This is a genomic window from Candidatus Litorirhabdus singularis (assembly GCF_026262625.1).
Classification (GTDB): domain Bacteria; phylum Pseudomonadota; class Gammaproteobacteria; order Pseudomonadales; family Halieaceae; genus Litorirhabdus; species Litorirhabdus singularis.
The window spans coordinates 1,826,662-1,846,604 of record NZ_SHNN01000001.1; the positions used below are offsets into that span (position 1 = coordinate 1,826,662).

Below are 19,943 nucleotides of genomic sequence, written 5' to 3' on the forward strand. Positions count from 1 at the left end.
GTGTAAATTTATAATAAGAATCCGCGCAGCCACTGCGCCAAACTCGGTGAGAGGCATGCCGTTACCAAAGTGAATAATAACTAAAGCCATGAATAGCTTGGCAAATCACTCATATAAAGAGGCCTGATAATGTTTGATATCGATACTAATAGTGATGCAAGAAGTAGGGCATTGTTCCGTCGAAGCGCGTTGTTCGCAGCTGTGCTCGCGACCACGGCTGGCAGCGTTTCGGCCGAGGAAGACAGCAGGCTGATAGAAGAGGTACTGGTCTCTGCATCCAAGCGGACCGAGACGCTGCAGGACACCGCTATAGCTATTACTGTTATTCCCGGCGATGTTCTAGAGCAAACCCATGCAGTGGATTTGTTTGATATGCAGAGTCTGGTACCGTCTTTCAGGGCGCGACCGAGTTCAAGGGCAGGTGCTGCGATAATGACTATTCGCGGTTTTACCAGTGCTTCTGCGGCGGGGTCAGAATCATCAATTGGCATGTTCGTGGATGGCGTTTACCGGCCACGCTCGCAATCACAAGTCATGGACTTACCGCGGCTTGAGCGAATCGAAGTGCTTGCCGGGCCCCAAAGTACGTTGTTTGGAAAAAACGCTTCAGCGGGCGTCATAAGTCTGGTGACAAAGGCCCCGACGCAGGAATTTGACGCCAAGATTGAAGCGACCGTTGGTAACTATGACCATCGCCAGGTAAAGGCTTATGTTAGTGGTGGGGTGTCAGATACCGTTGCTCTCAGCCTTTCAGGCAGCAGCTACACCCGCGATGGTTACACCAAGAGCCTCACCGGACTGCAAGATCTCAATGACAAAGACCGATGGAATTTGCGCGGCCAGGCTCTGTGGCAGCCCACCGATGATATATCTATCAGGGTGGTGGCGGATTACGGTGAAATAGACGAAGTATGCTGCTCCGCAAGTGCAGTAGAAGTTGGTGTTACCGGCGCGATTATTGAAAGCCTTGGCGGTCAAACGCTTGATCCCGAGCGTGCCTTCGACTACGAATCCTACCTGAACCACGATCAATTGAACAAAATCGATGATGGTGGTATTTCAATTCATGCGGATTTCGCCTTCGATGGATTTGTGCTCACCTCCATTACTGCTTACCGCGAAAATAATGTAGAAGGTGATGGGGATATTGATTACACAAGCGTAGACATAGGGCGCGGGCTCACTTACCAGAACTCGGAAATGTTCACGCAGGAACTCCGTCTAACATCGACAGGTGACTCACGGTTACAGTGGATGGCGGGGGCTTACTACTTCCGAGAGGATATTGAACTCGGTGGCATCACCGAATATGGCGTAGACCTGCGTGATTATATGTTCACTTTATCAAGAGGAGCCCTTGGTGCACTCGAGGCTATTACCGGTTACGCTCCTGGCACCTTTTTCGCTCCGGGTTTGGAGGTTGAAAGTGCATCCAAGCTAGAGAATGAAGCTTATTCATTTTTTGGTACCGCTGATTTTGATATTACAGATAAGCTGACCGCTAGCGCGGGGATCAACTACACCAAAGATGAAAAGGAAGTGACGGTTGGTCAGGTTAAGAATGAAGATGTTTTTTCAGCTCTGGACCTGGGAGAAGTACTGGGTGGCGCCTTCGCGCCATTTGCACCTTTCCAGTTTAGACCGCCGCAATTAGGCTTGCCCAATTCGGTAGAGTCAAATGAGACGTCAGATGACGATACCACCTGGATGGTGCGTTTAGCTTACTCAGTGAATGACAATATTAGTATTTATGGCAGGGCCGCAACTGGTTTTAAAGCAAGCTCGTGGGACCTGGGAGGGTCCAATCCTCTGCGCGCTGATGCGGACGCCATTGCGGCAGCCGGTCTGGAAACGCCCAATCAGCAATACGGCGCTCGCTTCTCTGATCCCGAGAGTTCGTTGGTATACGAGTTTGGGCTAAAAGCTTTTTACGACAATTTCTTTGTTACTTTGGCTGTGTTCGACCAACAGATTGAAGATTTCCAGACCCGGGGCTTTGACGGTGTTCGATTTATTTCAACCAACGCCGGTGAGGTTGAGGTTAAAGGGGTTGAGTTTGACCTCAACTACGTACCAACAGAAAGCTGGTTGTTCAGGTTTGCGGGAACCTATCTGGACCCCGAGTATGTTGACTATCAGAACGCACCGCCATCCTTTGGTGACACTACGCCGATTGACCGGTCTGGCACCACGCCCGGCGGTATTGCTGAATGGAGTCTCGTTGGCAGCGCCACTTATAATTTCAGCGTGGGTGCTAACGCCAACGGCTTTGTCAGAGCCGACTACGTTTACGAAGAAGAAACAGAGATCAACGACAGTTTCCCGGGGGTTATGCGGGAGCTCGGTACCTTTAATGCCAGCGCCGGTATTGATTTTTCCAATGGTTTCAGTGCCAGCTTATGGGGGCGTAACTTGAATGAAGATGAATATTTTCACACAGCGTTTGCCGGCGTTGCCCAACCTGGTACTGTCAACTCTTGGCCCAGTCAGCCTCGCACTTATGGCGTCACCCTGGCTTATCGATTTCAATAGTCTTTAGCTAGAGGTCATACAGCGAGAGTACTTTCGCTGGCCGCCATTGCCGAAGTGGGTGTTGGCGGCTGGTTGGATCTCCTGCAGTAGACTTAAGGGCTACATCCGATTTTTATTAAGCTGCAGTGAGACGACATGGAGACAGCACCAGAACGTTTGCCATTCAGAATTAAGGTGGCCTATGGAATCGGGGAAATGGGCGAGCTCGTATTCCTCGGCATGTTCAATACGTTCATCGTCATCTACTACAACCAGGCAATTGGTCTTTCAAATTCACTGATTGGCACCGCGATCATGCTCGCCATGATCGGCGATGCTATATCCGACCCTCTAGTTGGGATGATGTCTGATCGCTGGCATTCGCGGCTGGGCAGGCGTCACCCCTTTCTTTTTGCCGCTCCCATTCCACTCGCTGTTTCACTCTACTTGATTTTCAGCCCCCCGGAATTACTCACAGGCGGCGCTGCAGGTGAGCCCAATCAGGTGTGGCTGTTTGCCTGGTTAGCTGTTTGGACAATATCCGCACGCCTGTTCGTGACGCTGTACACCATTCCCCATCACGCATTGGGCGGTGAATTAACCAAGGATCCCAATGAGCGATCCCAGCTGTTCAGTATCAACGCGATCATTGGCTATGTATCGGGGGCGCTATTTGCCTTTACAGTCTGGGGCTTCTTTCTTGCCGGTGAAAGCGTATTGGCCGATGGGTCTGTCGTACCCAGGCACCTGGACGCGTCGGCGTATCCACCTGTGGTTGTAACCGCCTGTGGGATCATTCTGGTAATGATATACCTGAGTTCTCTTGGCACGCTGGGGCGGGTGCCCTATCTAAGTTCGCCGCCTGAGAATCAGGCGCGCATGTCGCTTCTGGGTTTCTATCGAGAACTGATAGGAGCTTTTACTAATCCCAACTACGCCTTTCTGATGATAGGTTTTTTCTTGCTCATGATTTCAGTTGGGCTGAGTGAGACCTTATCGGTCTTTATCGCGACGTATTTCTGGGAACTGAAACCCGAGCAAATTAAGTGGTTCGGTCTGGTGTTAGTCCCAGCCGTTATCATCGGCGCGAGTGCGTCTCCCGTTTTGATGAGAAAATTTGATCGTAAGTCGGTTTTGATCGGCGGCCTTCTGGGCTTAATGGTATTCACTCAGATACCTATAGATCTGCGCTTGTTGGGTTTGATGCCCGCCAATGGATCTGAGATTTTGCTGCCACTACTGTTGTTAAGTGCCCTGTTGGGTTCGATATGCGCTGCCGCGGGAGCCGTGGCGATGATGTCGATGTTGGGAGATATAACGGATGAGAATGAGTTTCTGATTGGCCTTCGGCAGGAAGGCTTGATCTATTCAGCACGCGCTTTCTTTGCCAAAGCATCCAACTCGGCTGGCCATTTAGTCGGTGGTGTAATGCTGGATCTGTATATTGTTTTCCCCTTTGATGCGGTGCCGGGTGAGGTCGACAGTGAGGTCATCTGGCGTCTGGGTTTGTTCGGCGGCCCGATCATGTGCATCGCCGGTATTTGCGCACTGCCATTCTATGCGCGCTATCGGCTAACTCGAGCCAGGCATCGCGAGATTTTGAACGAGCTGGAAAGAAAGACGTAACTTGGAGAGGAATATGAGTGATACAGGCTTGCAACTGCGTTCATTGATTACGGAAGACGCGGTTCTGAAAATTGGTTTGAAGGCGGCTCCCATACCGGAGCCTGCGGCTGACGAGATCGTCATCAAGATGGAAGCTGCACCACTGAATCCTTCAGACATGGCCTTACTGACTCTTCATGCGGACTTGTCGACGGGGCGAACCACCGGTAGCGGAGCCGATACAGTGTTCACTGCCGACATACCCGCGCACCTCATGAATTCTGTTACGGCGCGTATCGGCAAGTCCTTGCCAGTAGGTAATGAGGGCTCCGGAACCGTGGTTCGTGCTGGCAGTGGCGATGCAGCCCAGGCGTTGCTGGGCAAGATCGTCGCAGTTGTCGGCGGCGCCATGTTCTGTCAATACAGGCTGATGAAGGCGGTGCAAGCGCTGCCTATGCGTGACGGTATTTCAGCAAAGCAGGGCGCGTCTTGCTTTGTAAACCCCATGACAGCACTGGCAATGACCGAGGTTATGGCATCGGAAGGCTTTAGCGGGCTGGTGCATACCGCCGCAGCTTCCAATCTGGGGCAAATGTTAAATCGCGTGTGCCAGAAGGACGGTATTAGCCTGGTTAACGTGGTGCGTCGCGAAGAACAGGAGGCGCTGCTGCGGGGTATGGGCGCCGAGTATGTCGTGAATTCCAGTAGCGACAACTTCCGCGCTGAGCTGGCGGCAGCAATCTCCGAGACAGAAGCCTATATGTGCTTTGATGCCATTGGCGGTGGCGGTATCGTGGATGACGTGCTGGCCGCGATGGAAGGTGCGGCCACGAAGGGGCAGGGTAGCATCGGGCCCTACGGTTCGGATGTGTTCAAACAGATCTATGTTTACGGTGGCTTGAGTCAGGAGCCAACGACACTGCAGCGCAGTTACGGTTTCAATTGGGGGGTGGCAGGGTGGTTGACCACTCCATCTATGGTGAAATTGGGAGGGGCAAAAGTGCAGGCAATGAGGCGTCGCGTTGCCAGTGAGATTGACTCGACATTTGCGAGCTCATATCAGGAAGAGGTATCGCTGTCTGGTGCGTTGCAGGTCGATCATATCGCCCGCTATGCCCGGCAATCCACTGGCAAAAAGTATTTGATCAACCCTTCCCTGGACTTGTAGGTTTACTAGCGGACTGGTCTTGCAAGCACTGTAAGCTTTTCTTCTTATGTAATAGTTATTGAGGGTGTAGCTCCTGCTCAGACCTCTGGAGAATCATAAATGAAGCTGATATCAGCAGATCTAAGTCCTTATTCCGCCAAAGTGCGAATGCAGATATACGCCATGGGGCTGACGGATATTGAATTCGATCTGCCGCAAGAGGTTTTGATTGGAAAGCTCGCCAAGATCTCACCCATTGGCCGTATTCCCGTTCTGTTAACCGACAATGCGACGATCCCTGAATCGGAGGTGATTGCCGAGTACCTGGATGATAGGTACCCCGATCAGGCGCTGCTGGGGCACACGCCGGAAGAGCGAGCACAAGTGCGCCTGATCTCACGGATCGCCGACACCTACCTGATGAACAATATTTTTATGGTGCTCTCCCAGCTAGATCCCAGTTCCCGTGAGGATGCAGTGGTGAATCTGCTGATGGGACAGGTTGAGCGTGGAATGGGGGCCTTGGAGCAACACATTGGTTCTGCGGAGTACGCGGTGGGGGATACGCTGACGCGAGCTGACTGCACCCTGGTGCCTGCGTTATTTATGTGTGAGCACACGGTGCCCTTACTGGGTGTGGAAAATCCAATACTGGTCACCGAGAAGGTGGCTGCTTACTGGCAGAAAATCCAGAATCATGAGCTCGCTGCCAAGGTTATCGCTGAAATGATGCGGGGCCTGATAGCGCGCAGGGATGGCAGTGAGAAGAAGATGGTGCTGGCAGCCATGGCTGCGGCGCGAGGCGAGTAACGCTTATGCCAATAGGAAAAGGTAAGATGAAACTATCTGCGAGCTGTGCGCTGCTGGTGATGGCGGTATCGAGCGCCCCGCTCCTCGGGCAGGACCGTACACTATACTGGGGCGACACTCACGTACACAGCACCAATAGCTTTGATGCCTATCTTGGATTCAATCGCTCTGTAGATCCCGCAACCGCCTACCGTTATGCCCAAGGTAAACCCGTCATTCACCCTTACCACAAGGCGCGAGTGCAGATCGACACCCCTCTGGATTTTCTCGTCATTGCCGATCACGCCGAACTCATGGGAGCGTTGCAAACGATAGCCGAGACAGGTATTCCTCGCGACGGCCTGGGTTTTCTCGACACCATGAAGAGTTGGTTTATCGAGTATCGGTTGCGCAAGGCGCTGCAGGAGTTCGATTTGTTCGGCTTGGCCTCTTCCATCATAAAGGATCGCGGTGGCCCCGTGGAGGCCGCACGGCCACCGGAGGAGGCAAGCAGGCCAATTCCCAATGCGGATGTCATGGCGAGCCGTACCTGGCAGCAATATACTCACGCGGCAGATGCGTACAACGATCCGGGGCGGTTTACGGCACTGATCGGTTGGGAGTGGACCTCAGGGCCGGGCGGAGCGAATTTGCACCGGGTTGTTTTCACAGACGCCGACGGCGAAACGGCGCGCACATTTCAGCCCTACGGATCTAATGAAAGCGCTTATCCCGAAGATCTGTGGGCCTGGCTAGAGGAAACATCGGCCGCAACCAGCTCGGAATTTGTTGCGATACCGCATAACTCCAACATTTCCAAAGGGTTCATGTTTCCTCAGACGACCATAAAGGACGAGCCAGTGAGTCTCGAGTATGCGCGGGCACGGCAGAAGTGGGAGCCGGTCGCGGAAATCACTCAGTACAAGGGCGATTCAGAAACTGCAGCCCTTCTGTCGCCTAATGATGAATTTGCAGATTTCGAAACCTACGGTTTTTTTCTGCAGGCCAATGCCGAGGACTACATTCCGACGGAAGGGGATTACCTTCGCGGGGCACTTAAGCGTGGCCTGGAGTTCGACAGTAGCCTGGGAATAAATCCTTACAAATACGGTCTTATTGGTTCCACAGACTCACACACCGGCTTAGCTTCGGCAGAGGAAAGCAACTTTCACGGCAAGTTCGCGCGCGATGGCGTGCCGGAAAACAAAAGCATGTATCCCGAGCAACCACACCGTTCGAGTGGCTGGGCCATGTCGGCGCAGGGCCTCGCCGCCGTGTGGGCCCAGGGCAATGATCGCGAGTCGATCATGGCAGCATTCAAACGTCGTGAGGTCTATGCCACGACCGGCCCCAGAATTAGCCTGCGATTTTTTGGCGGCTGGAATTTTACTCCTGAGGATCTGGATTCATCAGATTATGCCAACATCGGTTATACCAAGGGCGTTCCTATGGGCGGTGACCTGAGGAGAAACAATGAGGGAGACGCGCCAGGTTTTCTGATCAGAGCTGCCCGCGACCCTATCGGTGCCAACCTCGATCGAGTCCAGGTGGTGAAGGGGTGGCTCGATGCGCAAGGCAAGTCTCATGAGAAGGTATTCAATGTCGCCTGGGCGGGAGCCAGGCAGCCTGATACGACAGGAAAACTACCGGCAATCGGGAATACGGTGAATGAAGCCACCGCTGCCGTCAGCAATTCGATTGGCACGGAGGAACTATCTACCCTTTGGGTCGATCCCGAGTTTGACGCGAGTGTACGCGCGTTCTACTACATTCGGGCGCTACAGATCCCTACGGCCAGGCACTCTCTGTACGATGCTATCGCGCTGCAGATCCCTGAAAGCGACCGCGGTGCGAAGAGCATCCAAGAGCGAGCCTATTCATCTCCTATCTGGTATACGCCCTGATTTAATGCAGACGGAGGCGAACCAGCGCCCTGCATGCGAAACTTTAGAAGGAATGAACCTCATGCACAAACTACGTGGTATGCCGCCTCTCCCGGGGCTTTACATATTTGTCTTGGTTGCTCTGGCAGGGTGCCAGGATGAAGCGGTTGCCGTTTTTCCCGAGGGGCCCGGCGATGTACTGTTTACAGAAATAATGCCGGCGCTAGAACCCGCGGATGGCAGTTGGTTAGAGCTATTTAACAACACTGACAAAAGCGTCAATCTTGAGCAATGTGTGATTGGTAGTAGCAATGGACAAGAGCTGTCTCTAGCTTCGTCACAGATTGTAGCTGCCAGGCAGTACCTAGCCGTGCATAGTGCCGACGTAACTCTTCCCGGCTTAAGCGATATCGCCAGCTTTTCCTTTCCAGTGGACGCCTTCCAGCTCAGCGCTGATGAAACACTGGTGTTGAAGTGCGGCGGCCGCACGGTTGATCAAGTCAGTTATCAGGTAAGCAGGCCAACCATGAGTGACAGGGTGCGGTCCTGGCAGCTGCATTTGAACCCCGCGGAACCTGGTAGATATACCAGCGAGTCCCATTGGTGCCATATTTTGCCGTCGGAGAAATATGAATTTTCCGTCAATCGATTCGCTACGCCTGGTTTTTCTAACTCTTTTTGCGACTCCAATATGCCCTTCGCTGTCTTCGATAATCAGGCGGCGGTGCTCATAGAGGGCGTGGATCTGGAGGCAACACTTAAAGTTGCCGAGGCAGAATTTGCGCGTAAAAGCGCTACATCTGAGCTGGTTATATGGGGTATTCGAGATCAGGTGATCACGCCGGCCATCGCCCGCACAATTTCTGAGATGTATTTTGCCAATATCGAAATGCTGTATGACACTCAGCCGTTTATGGCACTCGACTGGAATCACGCGGTGTGGCATTTTGCCTGGGCTATTTCGAACTTGTATCGCAATGGAGACTCTGCGGTTAAGAGGGAACTGCAAGCGGCTTATGAGGACGCACTGACACGCCCGGAGACATTGGATCGTAACAAGTATGTGGCCGCGGAGTATGTTCGCGGCGAACGGATTGTTATGGGTGATATGCACACGCCAGCGCATAACCGGATGCGAGAGCTGATTGTCGCGCCCACAAACCCCAGTTACCTAAGCAGCTACGAAGAATATCAGGAGAATGGACGAAGCTCGCTAGAAACCATCGGGCTTCATTATCTCTATGTTGTGTTTGCTTTTTTCTCCGAATCATTCAAATGAATGGGTTATGCGAAGGTTGGTGAGCTGAGTGGCAGTCGTGAAGCCATCCGCCTGTTGCGATCCAGTGGCACCGAGCCCACGAAAATCGTGACGGATAAGTTGCGTAGCTACCCCGTAGCCCATCGGAAAGTCATGCCAGACACGATCCACAGTACTCAACAGCATGAGAATAACCGGGTCGAGTAATCGCATGAAGCTACGAGGTTACGTGAACAAGGTATGCGATGATTCAAATCAGTTAGTCAGGCTCAGAGATTCTTGGGCGCCCAGGCATCGGTGAGTGATTTATTCAATCTAGGCAAGCATCTAGTCCGGGCTGAAGATTATAGGAATTTCAGGACAGCCGCGTTTACAGATTGGGTCATGGTGGCAGCTTGAGATCGGGCGTTACATTTGGCTGGCTTCAGGAAGTTAACTTGCCAGTACCATCTGCAGATTTGATAAATTTTCCAAAAATATTGGCAGCTAACGGTTCAATAGATCGGCATTCGTTGGGTATTTCTCAAGTAATTCAACAAGCTTCTTGGTGCCTTCTACAGGTTTAAGATGTGTAAGCGCCCTCCGTAAACCTCTTACCTTTTCGATTTCTTTCGGATCTAGAAGAAGCTCCTCACGCCGCGTACTGCTTTTAGAAATATCCAGCGCGGGAAAAATCCGTTGTTCTGCAACCTCCCGTGATAAAACGATTTCCATATTACCCGTACCTTTGAACTCCTCAAATATCACCTGGTCCATCCGGCTTCCGGTATCGACGAGTATTGTCGCTAGAATGGTAAGCGACCCACCATTCTCAATCTTTCTAGCTGCGCCAAATAACTTGCGTGGTATTTCCATTGCTCTAGCGTCAAGTCCGCCCGTCATGGTGCGACCGCGGCCCTTCTGCTCTGCATTATGTACACGTGAGAGCCTTGTCAGAGAGTCAATGACAATCATTACATCGTGCCCCTCGCCAGCTTGCTGGCGGGCGGTGTTAAGAAGGGCATTGGCCACTCGAACGTGTTGGTCATAGCTTTCATCCGAGGATGAGGCGTGTACCTCTGCCGGCACGCTGCGTCTAAAATCAGTCACTTCTTCTGGCCGCTCATCAATGAGTAACGCATAGAGCTTTATGTCGGGATAAGCTTTCCCCACAGCCTGGCAAATATGCTTTAAAAGCGTTGTTTTCCCGCAGCCCGGTGGAGCAACAATCAAACCTCGCTGCCCCATTCCTATTGGCGTGATCAAATCCATCGCTCGGGTGGTGAGTTGCCCAGAACCTAATTCCAGGCGAATGCACTGACACGGATTAATGGCTATGCCATTTAAAAAACGCTTTTGTGGGTCACCAGGAGATACAGCTTTGACCAACTCATCTGCTTTTTTGGAGTCTCTCTTTCTTTTCACATTCAAAGACAATGTCTTTCTCGTCATGATATCGGTCTTTAGCTCTAGAGAATTAAGTGTTTTTCGATCTGTTCAAGTAGTCTACCGCAGCTGGTCAGCGAATATCCGCTATACGAGCAGTCATTTTTAGTTCTGAGGTTATTGCCAGCTTAGCTGACCGATTTGAGTAAAACCGGCTGATGAACACATACTAACGCCATCGTTTCCCACCCGAAATCATTGGCTACGGCGATATCTTTTACATCCGATGAAGTATTCATCAAAATCAACGGCAGCAGCATTATCTATGGCGAGCCGTTGATCAGGACGGCGAAGTGATAGATATTATTCTGCAGGCCAAGCGCGATGGCGCAGCAGTAAGGCGCTTCTTCAGAAGCCTGTTGCGATCTAGTGGCACTGAGCCCAGGAAAGTCGTGACGGACAAGCTACGAAGTTATCCGGTGGCTCAGCGTGAGGTCATGCCTGACGCGATTCACAGCACGCAGCAGTATGAGAATAAGCGGGCCGGGCAATCGTATGATGCGACGAGGGTCAGGGCTCAGCATTATCGCGAAATGAGGGTGAGTGCGTTTAATGAATGGAGTAGGGCAGTAGCTTGACCTAGGCGGCCTACCTTTACCGGGCGAGAACAGTTAACTTGGCAGAACCCTAATTCGCCAAGCACAGTCTAGAAAACAAGGAATTAAGAGTAAAGACACTATGCAGCGACTCAACGAAAAGTTTGCTTTAGACGGCGAAGATCACCACCTCTGCGTAGTTCAGGGCAAAGGGGGCATGCCTGTCATCGATATAAGAAACAGATTTGCGACGGCGTTCATTAGCCTGCAGGGAGCACATGTGCTCAGCTGGACTCCCGAAGGCCAGGACGATGTTCTCTGGTTGTCAGAAGAGGCCCGCTTTGCACCCGGCAAGTCCGTGCGTGGCGGCATTCCTATTTGCTGGCCATGGTTTGGGGCACACTCATCAAACTCCAGTCTTCCGTCACATGGCCTCGCTAGAACCGCTATGTGGGAAATTCTGGGGACTCAGGAGCGGGAAGACGGCAGCACACGCATTACCTTCACCCTCACGCCACAGCCAGGCAACGAACAGTTGTGGCCGGCACACACGACCTTGCAATACATGGTAACCATCGGCAAAACGCTGGAAATGGAATTGGTGACAAGCAACAACGGCGCTGATGACATCACCATCGGCCAGGCGCTGCATACCTATTTCAGTATCGGGAATGTCGATTCGGTATCGCTGCATGGGCTGGACAATGACAGTTATCTGGACAAACTCGAAGGTTTTGCCAGGAAGCATCAGCGCGGCCCTGTCATAATCCAGGGAGAGGTCGACCGGGTATATATTGATACGGTAGACGAGTGTGTGATCGAGGATAAATCGCTAGAACGCACTATAACCATAAACAAACGCGGTAGTCATTCTACGGTTGTCTGGAACCCTTGGAAGGAAACCGCCGAGAAGCTGGGCGACATGGGCGAAGAGGGGTACAAAAAGATGCTGTGTGTCGAGACCTGCAATGCAGCTGATGATGTGGTCACCATCGCGCCGGGCAAGGCACATCATCTGTGGGTACAGTACCAAGTCTCTAATACGCAATAGCCATATAATGTCGCAGTTGGCACGCATTTCATGCCATTCCTCAATCCAGAATGCGCACTGATTCATTTAGACCTACTTATGATATCAATTATTGTTTTATATCAATCACGGCTTTTAACTAACGTAATATCCTTCAATAGCATTCTAAATAGGCTATGGAATAAAGATGAAAAAATGTCGGTTGTTGTTGGTAGGTATTTCACTATTTTTTGTTGTTGGAACTTCTTCTGCTGTTTGGGCGGCTGTTTTGTCAGGCCCTCTCGATTCCAGGGAAAACACAACTTATTCATTTGGTGATGGAACTCATAACCTAAATATCAAGTGGGTTCTGCCGGGATCGACTGGTATTATTCTAGGGCCCAATAATCGTAATACTCTCTATCCTGGCACTTCTGATGCTTTGCTTTCAAATTTGGGTTTCTCTGTTGATATCGACACATTGGATACAGAGGCAGCAGTAGCCGCTTCCGCCCCTTATGCCTGGGCCGACCTGAGCAGGAACTTTGTTCCGGGACAATGGATAGCGTTTAAAGGTCTAAATGGCTACTACGGTGTTTGGCATATAGAGAGAGCCATAGATTGGGATAGCAATTTTGGGCTGCCTGGCAAGATAGCGGGAATCTGGTATTTTCAGGATGATGGCACCAGCAGTTTTGTTTCTAATGTCCCTGTTCCTGGCGCAATATGGCTATTTGGTTCAGCGATAATTGGTTTGGTTGGAATGGCCAAGCGCAAGCAAGCTTAGAACTCGGCTCCAAATCGATTGTAGAAAGGCGGCTAACTAGTCGCCTTTTTTATTTCTGTTGAGTGTCCGCATAGAGACTGGTCGGGTTTCAGGAAGTTAACTTGTGAGTACCGGCGATGCCTTAAAGTCGGCTGTGGATATCCATAAGGTGCTCTCTCAGCCAGATGTGCCCGGGATCGTTGTCGTTGCTGCTATGCCAAGTGAAGAACACGGGAAGTTTCCTCTCCAATGGAAATTTTACGATTTTGAGAGGGTGAACTTCGGCGAAGCTCTTGGCGATTTGCATGGGCATGCTGCACACCAGATCCGTGCTACTGAGTATGCGCGGTACATTGAAAAAACTGTGTACAGATACCCTGTGCTTGCGCTTGAGGCCGTGGGCCCAGAGCTCGCGATCAATGATGCTGGGGCCGTAGCCGCCGGGTAATTCGAACACGAGGTGCTCCAGTGCCGCATACTGTTTTAGGCTGAGAGTGTTCTTCACTGTCGGGTGATCTCGTCGGACCAGGCAGACTTCTTCGGTGGTACCGGCTTGCTGAGAGATGAGTTCTGCATCATCCATGGGCGTTACCCAGACGTGAAGATCGACATTGCCGAAATGCATTTCTTTTTTCAGGTCCATACCTGCCGCCGATAGCGTTCTAAGACGAATATCGGAGTCGTGCTCTTGAAGTGACTGAATCAGGCGCGGTAACAGAGCCAATTCACCGTAATCACCCAGCACCAGATTGAAGGTGCGCTCGCTGGCGGCGACATTAAACTCGGCGGCTTGTTCCAGTGCACCAGAGACCATGTCCAGGGCGCGCCGGATTGGGGCTGCAAGTTGCAGGGCGCGAGGGGTTGGCTTGACGCCGCGGCCAGTGCGCTCGAACAGTTCATCCTTGGCGATGTGCCGGAAGCGGGCGATGGCTATGCTCACGGCCGGTTGGCTCATTCCAATTTTTTCGGCGGCGCGGGTGACATTGCCTTCGGTTATCACCGCATCAAAGACGGTTAGCAGATTAAGATCTATAGCTCTTAGGTTCATGGGGTCTCCACAGCTGCCTCTATGTTATACAAAATATTTATATCACATATACAAACAATATATTTTTTTAACATCGTTGTGGGTGCTAATTTACTTGCCTAATCGCCCATGCCGGGTTTTCCCAATAGTCGCACTTCCTGTGAGGAAAAAGGATGAAAACAATAAAGATAAAAACTGCGAGCAACCTGCTCACTGCCGCTATCACCGCGGCCTCCGTGACATTGCCCCTCACTGTCTCAGCGCAGAGTCTGGAAGAGGTCATCGTGACCGCGACCAAGCGCGCCGAAGGTCTGCAGGACGTGCCGATTGCCCTGTCTGTAGTGTCTGGTGATTCGATCGATGAGATGGGTCTTCGCGATATGGAAGACGTCTCACTTTACATGCCCAATGTCACTGTGAGTCAGGCGGCTGGTGCCAGTCAGATCTTTATTCGCGGTGTTGGGTCTGGCAACAACTTCGGCTTTGAGCAATCGGTGGGTACCTTTATTGATGGCGTTTATTTTGGTCGTGCGCGTAACGCCCGGGCAGCTTTTCTAGACGTCGAGCGGGTCGAAGTCTTGAAAGGACCTCAGTCGACACTATTTGGCAAGAACACAGTTGGTGGCGCGATCAATATCACCACCAAACGTCCGTCTGATGTTCTGGAAGGTTTTGTTGAAGCGACCTACAAGACTGAGGTTGAGGGATTTGGCATAACCGGAGCAGTTTCCGGTCCGCTGAGTGATAATCTTCGTGGCCGGTTAGTTGCCAAGGTCTATGAAGATGAAGGCTTTATGGAGAACTCTGCTCCCAATGGCGACGATGGCCCCCAGCGTGATGACAAAGTTCTTCGCGGCGTATTGGAATGGGATGCCAGCGAGAATCTCAGCTTTTTCTTGAAAGCGGAGCATGGTGAATTCGATGTCACTGGCAGGAACTACAAAATCACCACGTCTACGCCGACCTCGACTTTCCTCTACGGGTTGGGCGATGATCCGAATTTTGGCGATAGCCTGGGATTTAATCAAAAACAGTCTGTGAGCAGCTTCCCCGGACGCAAAGACCTGGATGAAAATGAGTCTGATATCTTCCAGCTAAATATAGATTACCAGATGGGTGAGCACAGTCTGCGTTCTATTACGGCTTATACTGAGTACGAATTTAGTAATTGTGTAGACGCCGATTATTCCTCGCTTGCTTTTATCGATCGTTGCCGCGACGAAAAGCACGAGCAGTTTACTCAGGAATTCCTGCTGACTTCACCCAGCGGTGGCACGCTAGAGTACTTGGTGGGCGTGTATTACCAGGATGCGAAGTTGCAGAGTGATACCAGCACGATGCTGGATTGGACCGCTATTCCGCCCGTGGAGGGAGCCATACTGGATCTTGTGGGAGGCCTGCCCAGCGGATCGTTGAACAGTGAGTTTTTCAACAACTTCGGACAGGATACCGAAACCTGGTCCGCCTTCGCCGAACTTACTTTCAATATTACAGACTCGTTCCGCACGACTGTCGGCCTGCGTTATTCCGATGACAGCAAGGATGCCAGCAAGGCGCAGATTACAACAGCTCCTGGCACGGGTGTGTCTGATCCCTTTCTTGCCTTTGTCAACGGCCCCGCGGGGTTGGGGTTCGCAGTTGAGTACGACTACTCTGAAAATCGTGGAGAAACACACTGGACTGGCAATATTAACCTTCAGTACGACCTAAGTGATGACACCATGAGCTACCTGAATCTTTCCAATGGTTACAAGGCCGGCGGATATGATGCCGACAACGCCATGGACAGATCACGTGAATTTGAAGACGAGGAAGTGACGTCTCTCGAACTGGGGCTCAAGACCGAGATTTGGGATAATCGCGCACGTATCAATACGGCGCTTTTTTATACCGAATTTAGTGACCTGCAAGTCAGTGGTTTTGAGTCAGCTGGCTTTGTCGTGGGTAACGCTGCTGAGAGCGAGGTGAAAGGCATAGAAGTAGATTTTGTTGTCGCTGTCACCGATTCACTAACATTGAATGGCGCCTGGGCTTACCTGGATGCGGAGTATAAAGAGTACGATAACGCAGCGTGCACGGTTGATCAGCAGGTCGATGGTAGCTGCGCGGCCAATGGAGGTTTTCAGGATCTGAGTGGTACCTCGCTACAGTTCGCGCCAGAGTGGTCGGGTAATCTTGGCGTTAGCTACGATGCGACCTTGACTGATAGTCTGGATCTGCTGATGCGCTTTGACGCCCTTTATAGTGATGACACCCTTATTGCTCCAGACGGTGATGACAACGTTGTGCAGGAAGCCTACTGGAAATACAACGCTCGCATCGCACTGCAAGGTGGCGATGGTGCCTGGAGTGTGGCGCTGGTGGGTAAAAACCTCAGCGATGAAACTACCTTTAACTGGGGTAATGATGCGACGCTGGCGGGGCTGGGTTTTGGCTTTGAGTCCGCCTACTTCCACATCATCGAAGCGCCTCGCACCTTCGAACTGCAGGCACGCTACAACTTCTGACCAGAGGTCTACTGGCCCCTTCACAGGGGCTTTGTTTCACTGGAGCACTCCGCTGCGGAAAAGTGGCTGAAAGGTTAAATTGAGTATGCATTGCAATACAGCTGTAATAGTGGCGCTTTTCACCGGTTCTTTATCCATAGGCAGTGCGCTGGCTCAAGATGCTAAGCTAGCAGAATTGAGTGATCAGCGAATGGCTTCTTCGCCCGCAGGGTTGATGAATGCCCTCGCAGATATATCATTTCTGCCGCCGGAGGAGTACAGGGCCAAGGTGGAAGCTGAAAAGTCGAAGTTCATTCACCCTTTAGGGGTAAAGCCAGTTGCGCAGTTGCTACCTGAAGGGAATGATGCGCGCAGCGATATTAGCGCCGACGAAATAGCGGGTTACCTCGACTACTTGACTGATATTTCACTACAATCAAAACGCGATGGCGAACTGCTTTGGGGTCGCATACAGGGGACCAAATACGAGCGCCAGGCATCCAACTGGGTGCAAAGTAAAATGATTGAATTTGGTTTTACAGACGTAAAGAAAGACCGCGTCCCGGCGCGACGTCCGCTGTGGAGGCTGGATGGCCTGGAGCTGACTGTAACTGGTGCCCCGGGGTTTTCTGCAGGGCAAACGTACCGATTTAACAATGCGCTGACCGCATATCAGTCAGCTACAACACCACGTGAAGGTTCCGAGGCAGAACTGGTATATGTCGGTGAAGGCACGGCAGCGGAATTGCGGGGCAGAGATCTTGCCGGGAAAATGGTGCTGCTGCGCTCCAGGGGTTTGCCAGGAGCCTTGTTTCACAGCGCGCGCACAGCTTTCTCGCGCATAGCCACTGGAACATACGGCGAGCCGGCCGGTGTCATCATGTGGTCTGACGTGCCCAATGCGACTCAGGTAGCTGCTCGCGTCGGTTCGGTAGGTGGTGGTGAGAATATCGGGCTCGCCTTACCGTGGACCTCTATCAATAATGACGATGGCTATTATCTGCGTAAACTGCTTGACCGTGCCAGCGCGGATCAGCCTGTTACGGTGCGACTGAATGTGCAGGGTGCAGAGGAGGCTGGCGATGTACGCTATTCCTACAATGTTTACGGTACGCTGCCGGGCAGGTCCGGCAAGTACATTCTCTATCTGGCTCATGTAGACGGCTTCCTGTATGCCATGCATTGTAACGGCGGCGCCGTTGCCATGTTACTGGCCATGGCCAATCACTATGCGAAAGTGCCGATGGAAGAGCGCGCTCACGGTATGATTTTCCTGTTTGTAGGCGATCACGAAAACCCGGGAGTCGGCGCGACGGACAAATTCATTGAGACCAATCGTCAGTTGGTAGAAAACGATTTGCTGTTGGTATTACGGCCGGAAAAGCCGGGTATGATCCAAGAGGTAGACGAAGGCTGGCTGACATCTATGCCCAGTAATGTAGCGCTTCCCGGCCAGCTTATGATTACTAATCGCAGTCCCTTGCTGATCGATTTATTCCGGCAGGCAGCCAGCAATTATGCGATTGCAACGGGCGATTTCTTCTATACCGACCCGGCTGCGGATGAAACCAATTTTCACCCACCGTATCTTGATAAAGGTATCATTTCAGCGGGCTGGGCAACCGCCACCCGTTATTACCATACCACTGCCGACGGGGACCAAAAACTGGTCAGCGCCAAGGAGCTTGAAAAAATGGCGCGAGCCTACGCTTTTATTGCCGATGCGCTGGCCGATTACAGCAAAAGTGATTTGGAGCAGGGTGGGGTTCCCTACGAGTCCGAAAATTCTATTTATCAATCCGATATTTTGAAATTGATGTTCGGAAACCACTAGGGCCAGTCTGTTGAGAAGGCGAACATTTATCGGTTTGGCCGGCGCTTCGGTAGTCGGAACGTCGTTGAGCAGTGTCTCGTCAACGCGTGAAACTGCCATTGGGGATACTCTGCAGGAGAAACCCATGTCACGAGGCGATGCAGGTGACGAACTTTTGGCCTACGATGCCACTGGTTTGGCCAAACTGGTGCGCGCCGGGGAGGTGTCGCCGCAAGAACTGGTAATGGCGACTGTGGCGCGCATCGAGCGGTTGGATGGACAGCTTAATGCTATATCCACCTTGCTAGTGGATCGAGCGCTGCAACGTGCCGGCGACATTCCAGTAGATTCGTTGTTCGCTGGGGTGCCAACGCTATTGAAAGACTTAGTTGATATGGCGGGGGTGCGCCGTACCAGTGGCTCTCGATTGCATTTAAACCACGTGCCCAAGGAGTCGGTGAGTTATGTCAGGGCCCTGGAAGAGGCCGGGCTCAATATAATCGGTATGACCAATACACCCGAGTTCGCTTCTCTTGCGTTAACCGATAACCACGCTTTCGGACCCAGTCGGAATCCATGGAATATAGCGCATACGCCTGGTGGCTCCAGCGGAGGTTCTGCGGTAGCGGTGGCAGCGGGTTATGTTCCCATAGCCCACGGTACCGATGGTGGCGGCTCCAACCGTATCCCCAGTTCATGCTGTGGTGTGCTTGGTATGAAGGCCAGTCGTTATCGCATGGCCTCGGGTGAGGCGGACGGCCAGCATTTTTTCCTGCGTACGCACCAGAGTATTTCGCGTACGGTGCGTGATAGTGCCGCCCTGTTTGCCGCTACTGAAAACCGTCAGACCAGTAATCCTTATCCTCTTGAGGGCCAGATTGCCGGGCCCGGCAGGCGCCGACTAAAGATCGCTTTTAGCACTACCAGTTGTTTTGGCAGGGAACCGGTGCCAACCGTGATGGAGGCTCTCGAAAGTAGCGCTCGCCTGTGTGAAGAGATGGGCCATGAAATCATTCCGGTAAAAAACCCGCTGCAGGGTGAAGCGTTTTTTGAGGCCCTGGAGAGCGTCATGCTGGCCTCGATGCCCGCTTTGTTACAACAGGTCGAGTCACTGACGGGTCGCCGCGCCGAAGATACAGGACTGTTGACGCCGATGCTCATACAAACAGCGCGCTACGCTGCGGGGTTACCAGCCGACGCTGCTGATTTGGGAATGCAGTACTTGCAACGCCTTAGCGAGCAAATGAAAAATTTTTACTCCAGCTATAACGTGTGGTTGACCCCTACATTGCCAATCGAACCGCCGCTTGAGGGTTATATCTCGCCTGACTCAGACTTTATGGCAACCCGCGGCGCCTCAAGAGATATGTTGGGCTACACTGCCTTTGCCAACGCTGTCGGGTCGCCCGCGATGTCGGTGCCTCTGGCCTGGTCGTCCCAGTCTGGCCTGCCCATTGGCAGCCATTTTTCGGCCGCAGCGGGCGCAGACCGCACACTTTATGAACTTGCTTATGAGCTCGAGGCCGCCCGCCCGTGGCGCGACCGGTGGGCGCCGTATTCAGCAAAATATGAGGTATAGCCGTTGGTGCATATCAACTCGCTAATCTATTGGATACTGACATGCTCGGAGTTCGCCCTCAGCAGGGTTGCAGTCGGATGTCCCGCCGCAGACCTTGCAGGCATGCGCG

13 protein-coding genes and 2 pseudogenes are annotated in these 19,943 nt (G+C 52.2%); 13 read left to right on the forward strand and 2 right to left on the reverse strand.

The window, feature by feature from the left end; all coding sequences use genetic code 11:
- Positions 1-129: 129 nt before the first annotated feature.
- From EYC98_RS08075 to EYC98_RS21755, 7 genes and pseudogenes are all read left to right on the forward strand, one after another.
- Positions 130-2,532 carry a TonB-dependent receptor gene (locus EYC98_RS08075; protein WP_279244810.1) on the forward strand — a complete coding sequence of 801 codons (2,403 nt, stop codon included), beginning with the start codon at positions 130-132 and terminating at the stop codon, positions 2,530-2,532.
- Positions 2,533-2,667: 135 nt separating this feature from the next.
- Positions 2,668-4,137, forward strand: coding sequence for an MFS transporter (locus EYC98_RS08080; protein ID WP_279244811.1), 1,470 nt, complete (start codon positions 2,668-2,670; stop codon positions 4,135-4,137).
- Between the two features lie 13 nt (positions 4,138-4,150).
- Positions 4,151-5,284 carry an MDR/zinc-dependent alcohol dehydrogenase-like family protein gene (locus EYC98_RS08085; protein ID WP_279244812.1) on the forward strand — a complete coding sequence of 378 codons (1,134 nt, stop codon included), beginning with the start codon at positions 4,151-4,153 and terminating at the stop codon, positions 5,282-5,284.
- Between the two features lie 99 nt (positions 5,285-5,383).
- A complete protein-coding gene (locus EYC98_RS08090; protein ID WP_279244813.1) occupies positions 5,384-6,073 on the forward strand; it encodes a glutathione S-transferase family protein in 690 nt (229 codons plus the stop codon).
- 26 nt (positions 6,074-6,099) lie between these two features.
- Positions 6,100-7,956, forward strand: coding sequence for a DUF3604 domain-containing protein (locus EYC98_RS08095; protein ID WP_279244814.1), 1,857 nt, complete (start codon positions 6,100-6,102; stop codon positions 7,954-7,956).
- A gap of 61 nt (positions 7,957-8,017) precedes the next feature.
- Positions 8,018-9,214, forward strand: a complete 1,197-nt coding sequence (locus EYC98_RS08100; protein ID WP_279244815.1) for a lamin tail domain-containing protein — start codon at positions 8,018-8,020, stop codon at positions 9,212-9,214.
- Positions 9,215-9,262: 48 nt separating this feature from the next.
- Positions 9,263-9,592, forward strand: a pseudogene (locus tag EYC98_RS21755) (DDE-type integrase/transposase/recombinase); the annotation flags it as partial.
- An 87-nt stretch (positions 9,593-9,679) separates the two neighbouring features.
- Here EYC98_RS21755 and rho read toward each other — a convergent pair.
- Entirely contained in the window at positions 9,680-10,624 is a 945-nt protein-coding gene (rho, locus tag EYC98_RS08105) for a transcription termination factor Rho (RefSeq protein WP_279244816.1), read from the reverse strand.
- Positions 10,625-10,818: 194 nt separating this feature from the next.
- Here rho and EYC98_RS08110 point away from each other — a divergent pair.
- From EYC98_RS08110 to EYC98_RS08120, 3 genes and pseudogenes are all read left to right on the forward strand, one after another.
- Positions 10,819-11,196 (forward strand): annotated as a pseudogene (locus EYC98_RS08110) (DDE-type integrase/transposase/recombinase); the annotation flags it as partial.
- A gap of 100 nt (positions 11,197-11,296) precedes the next feature.
- A complete protein-coding gene (locus EYC98_RS08115; RefSeq protein WP_279244817.1) occupies positions 11,297-12,205 on the forward strand; it encodes a D-hexose-6-phosphate mutarotase in 909 nt (302 codons plus the stop codon).
- Positions 12,206-12,371: 166 nt separating this feature from the next.
- Entirely contained in the window at positions 12,372-12,950 is a 579-nt protein-coding gene (locus tag EYC98_RS08120) for a hypothetical protein (protein ID WP_279244818.1), read from the forward strand.
- Between the two features lie 121 nt (positions 12,951-13,071).
- On the opposite strand, the gene EYC98_RS08125 is transcribed toward EYC98_RS08120, so the two are convergent.
- Positions 13,072-13,977, reverse strand: a complete 906-nt coding sequence (locus EYC98_RS08125) for a LysR family transcriptional regulator (protein ID WP_279244819.1) — start codon at positions 13,975-13,977, stop codon at positions 13,072-13,074.
- Between the two features lie 152 nt (positions 13,978-14,129).
- On the opposite strand from EYC98_RS08125, the gene EYC98_RS08130 reads away from it, so the two are divergent.
- From EYC98_RS08130 to EYC98_RS08140, 3 genes are all read left to right on the forward strand, one after another.
- Positions 14,130-16,463: a TonB-dependent receptor gene (locus tag EYC98_RS08130; protein WP_279244820.1), complete on the forward strand. Its 2,334-nt coding sequence runs from the start codon at positions 14,130-14,132 to the stop codon at positions 16,461-16,463.
- 214 nt (positions 16,464-16,677) lie between these two features.
- A complete protein-coding gene (locus EYC98_RS08135) occupies positions 16,678-18,276 on the forward strand; it encodes a hypothetical protein (protein WP_279244821.1) in 1,599 nt (532 codons plus the stop codon).
- Between the two features lie 124 nt (positions 18,277-18,400).
- The gene (locus EYC98_RS08140) at positions 18,401-19,834 is read left to right on the forward strand and encodes an amidase (RefSeq protein WP_279244822.1); all 1,434 of its coding nucleotides are present in this window, start codon (positions 18,401-18,403) and stop codon (positions 19,832-19,834) included.
- Positions 19,835-19,943 lie beyond the last annotated feature (109 nt).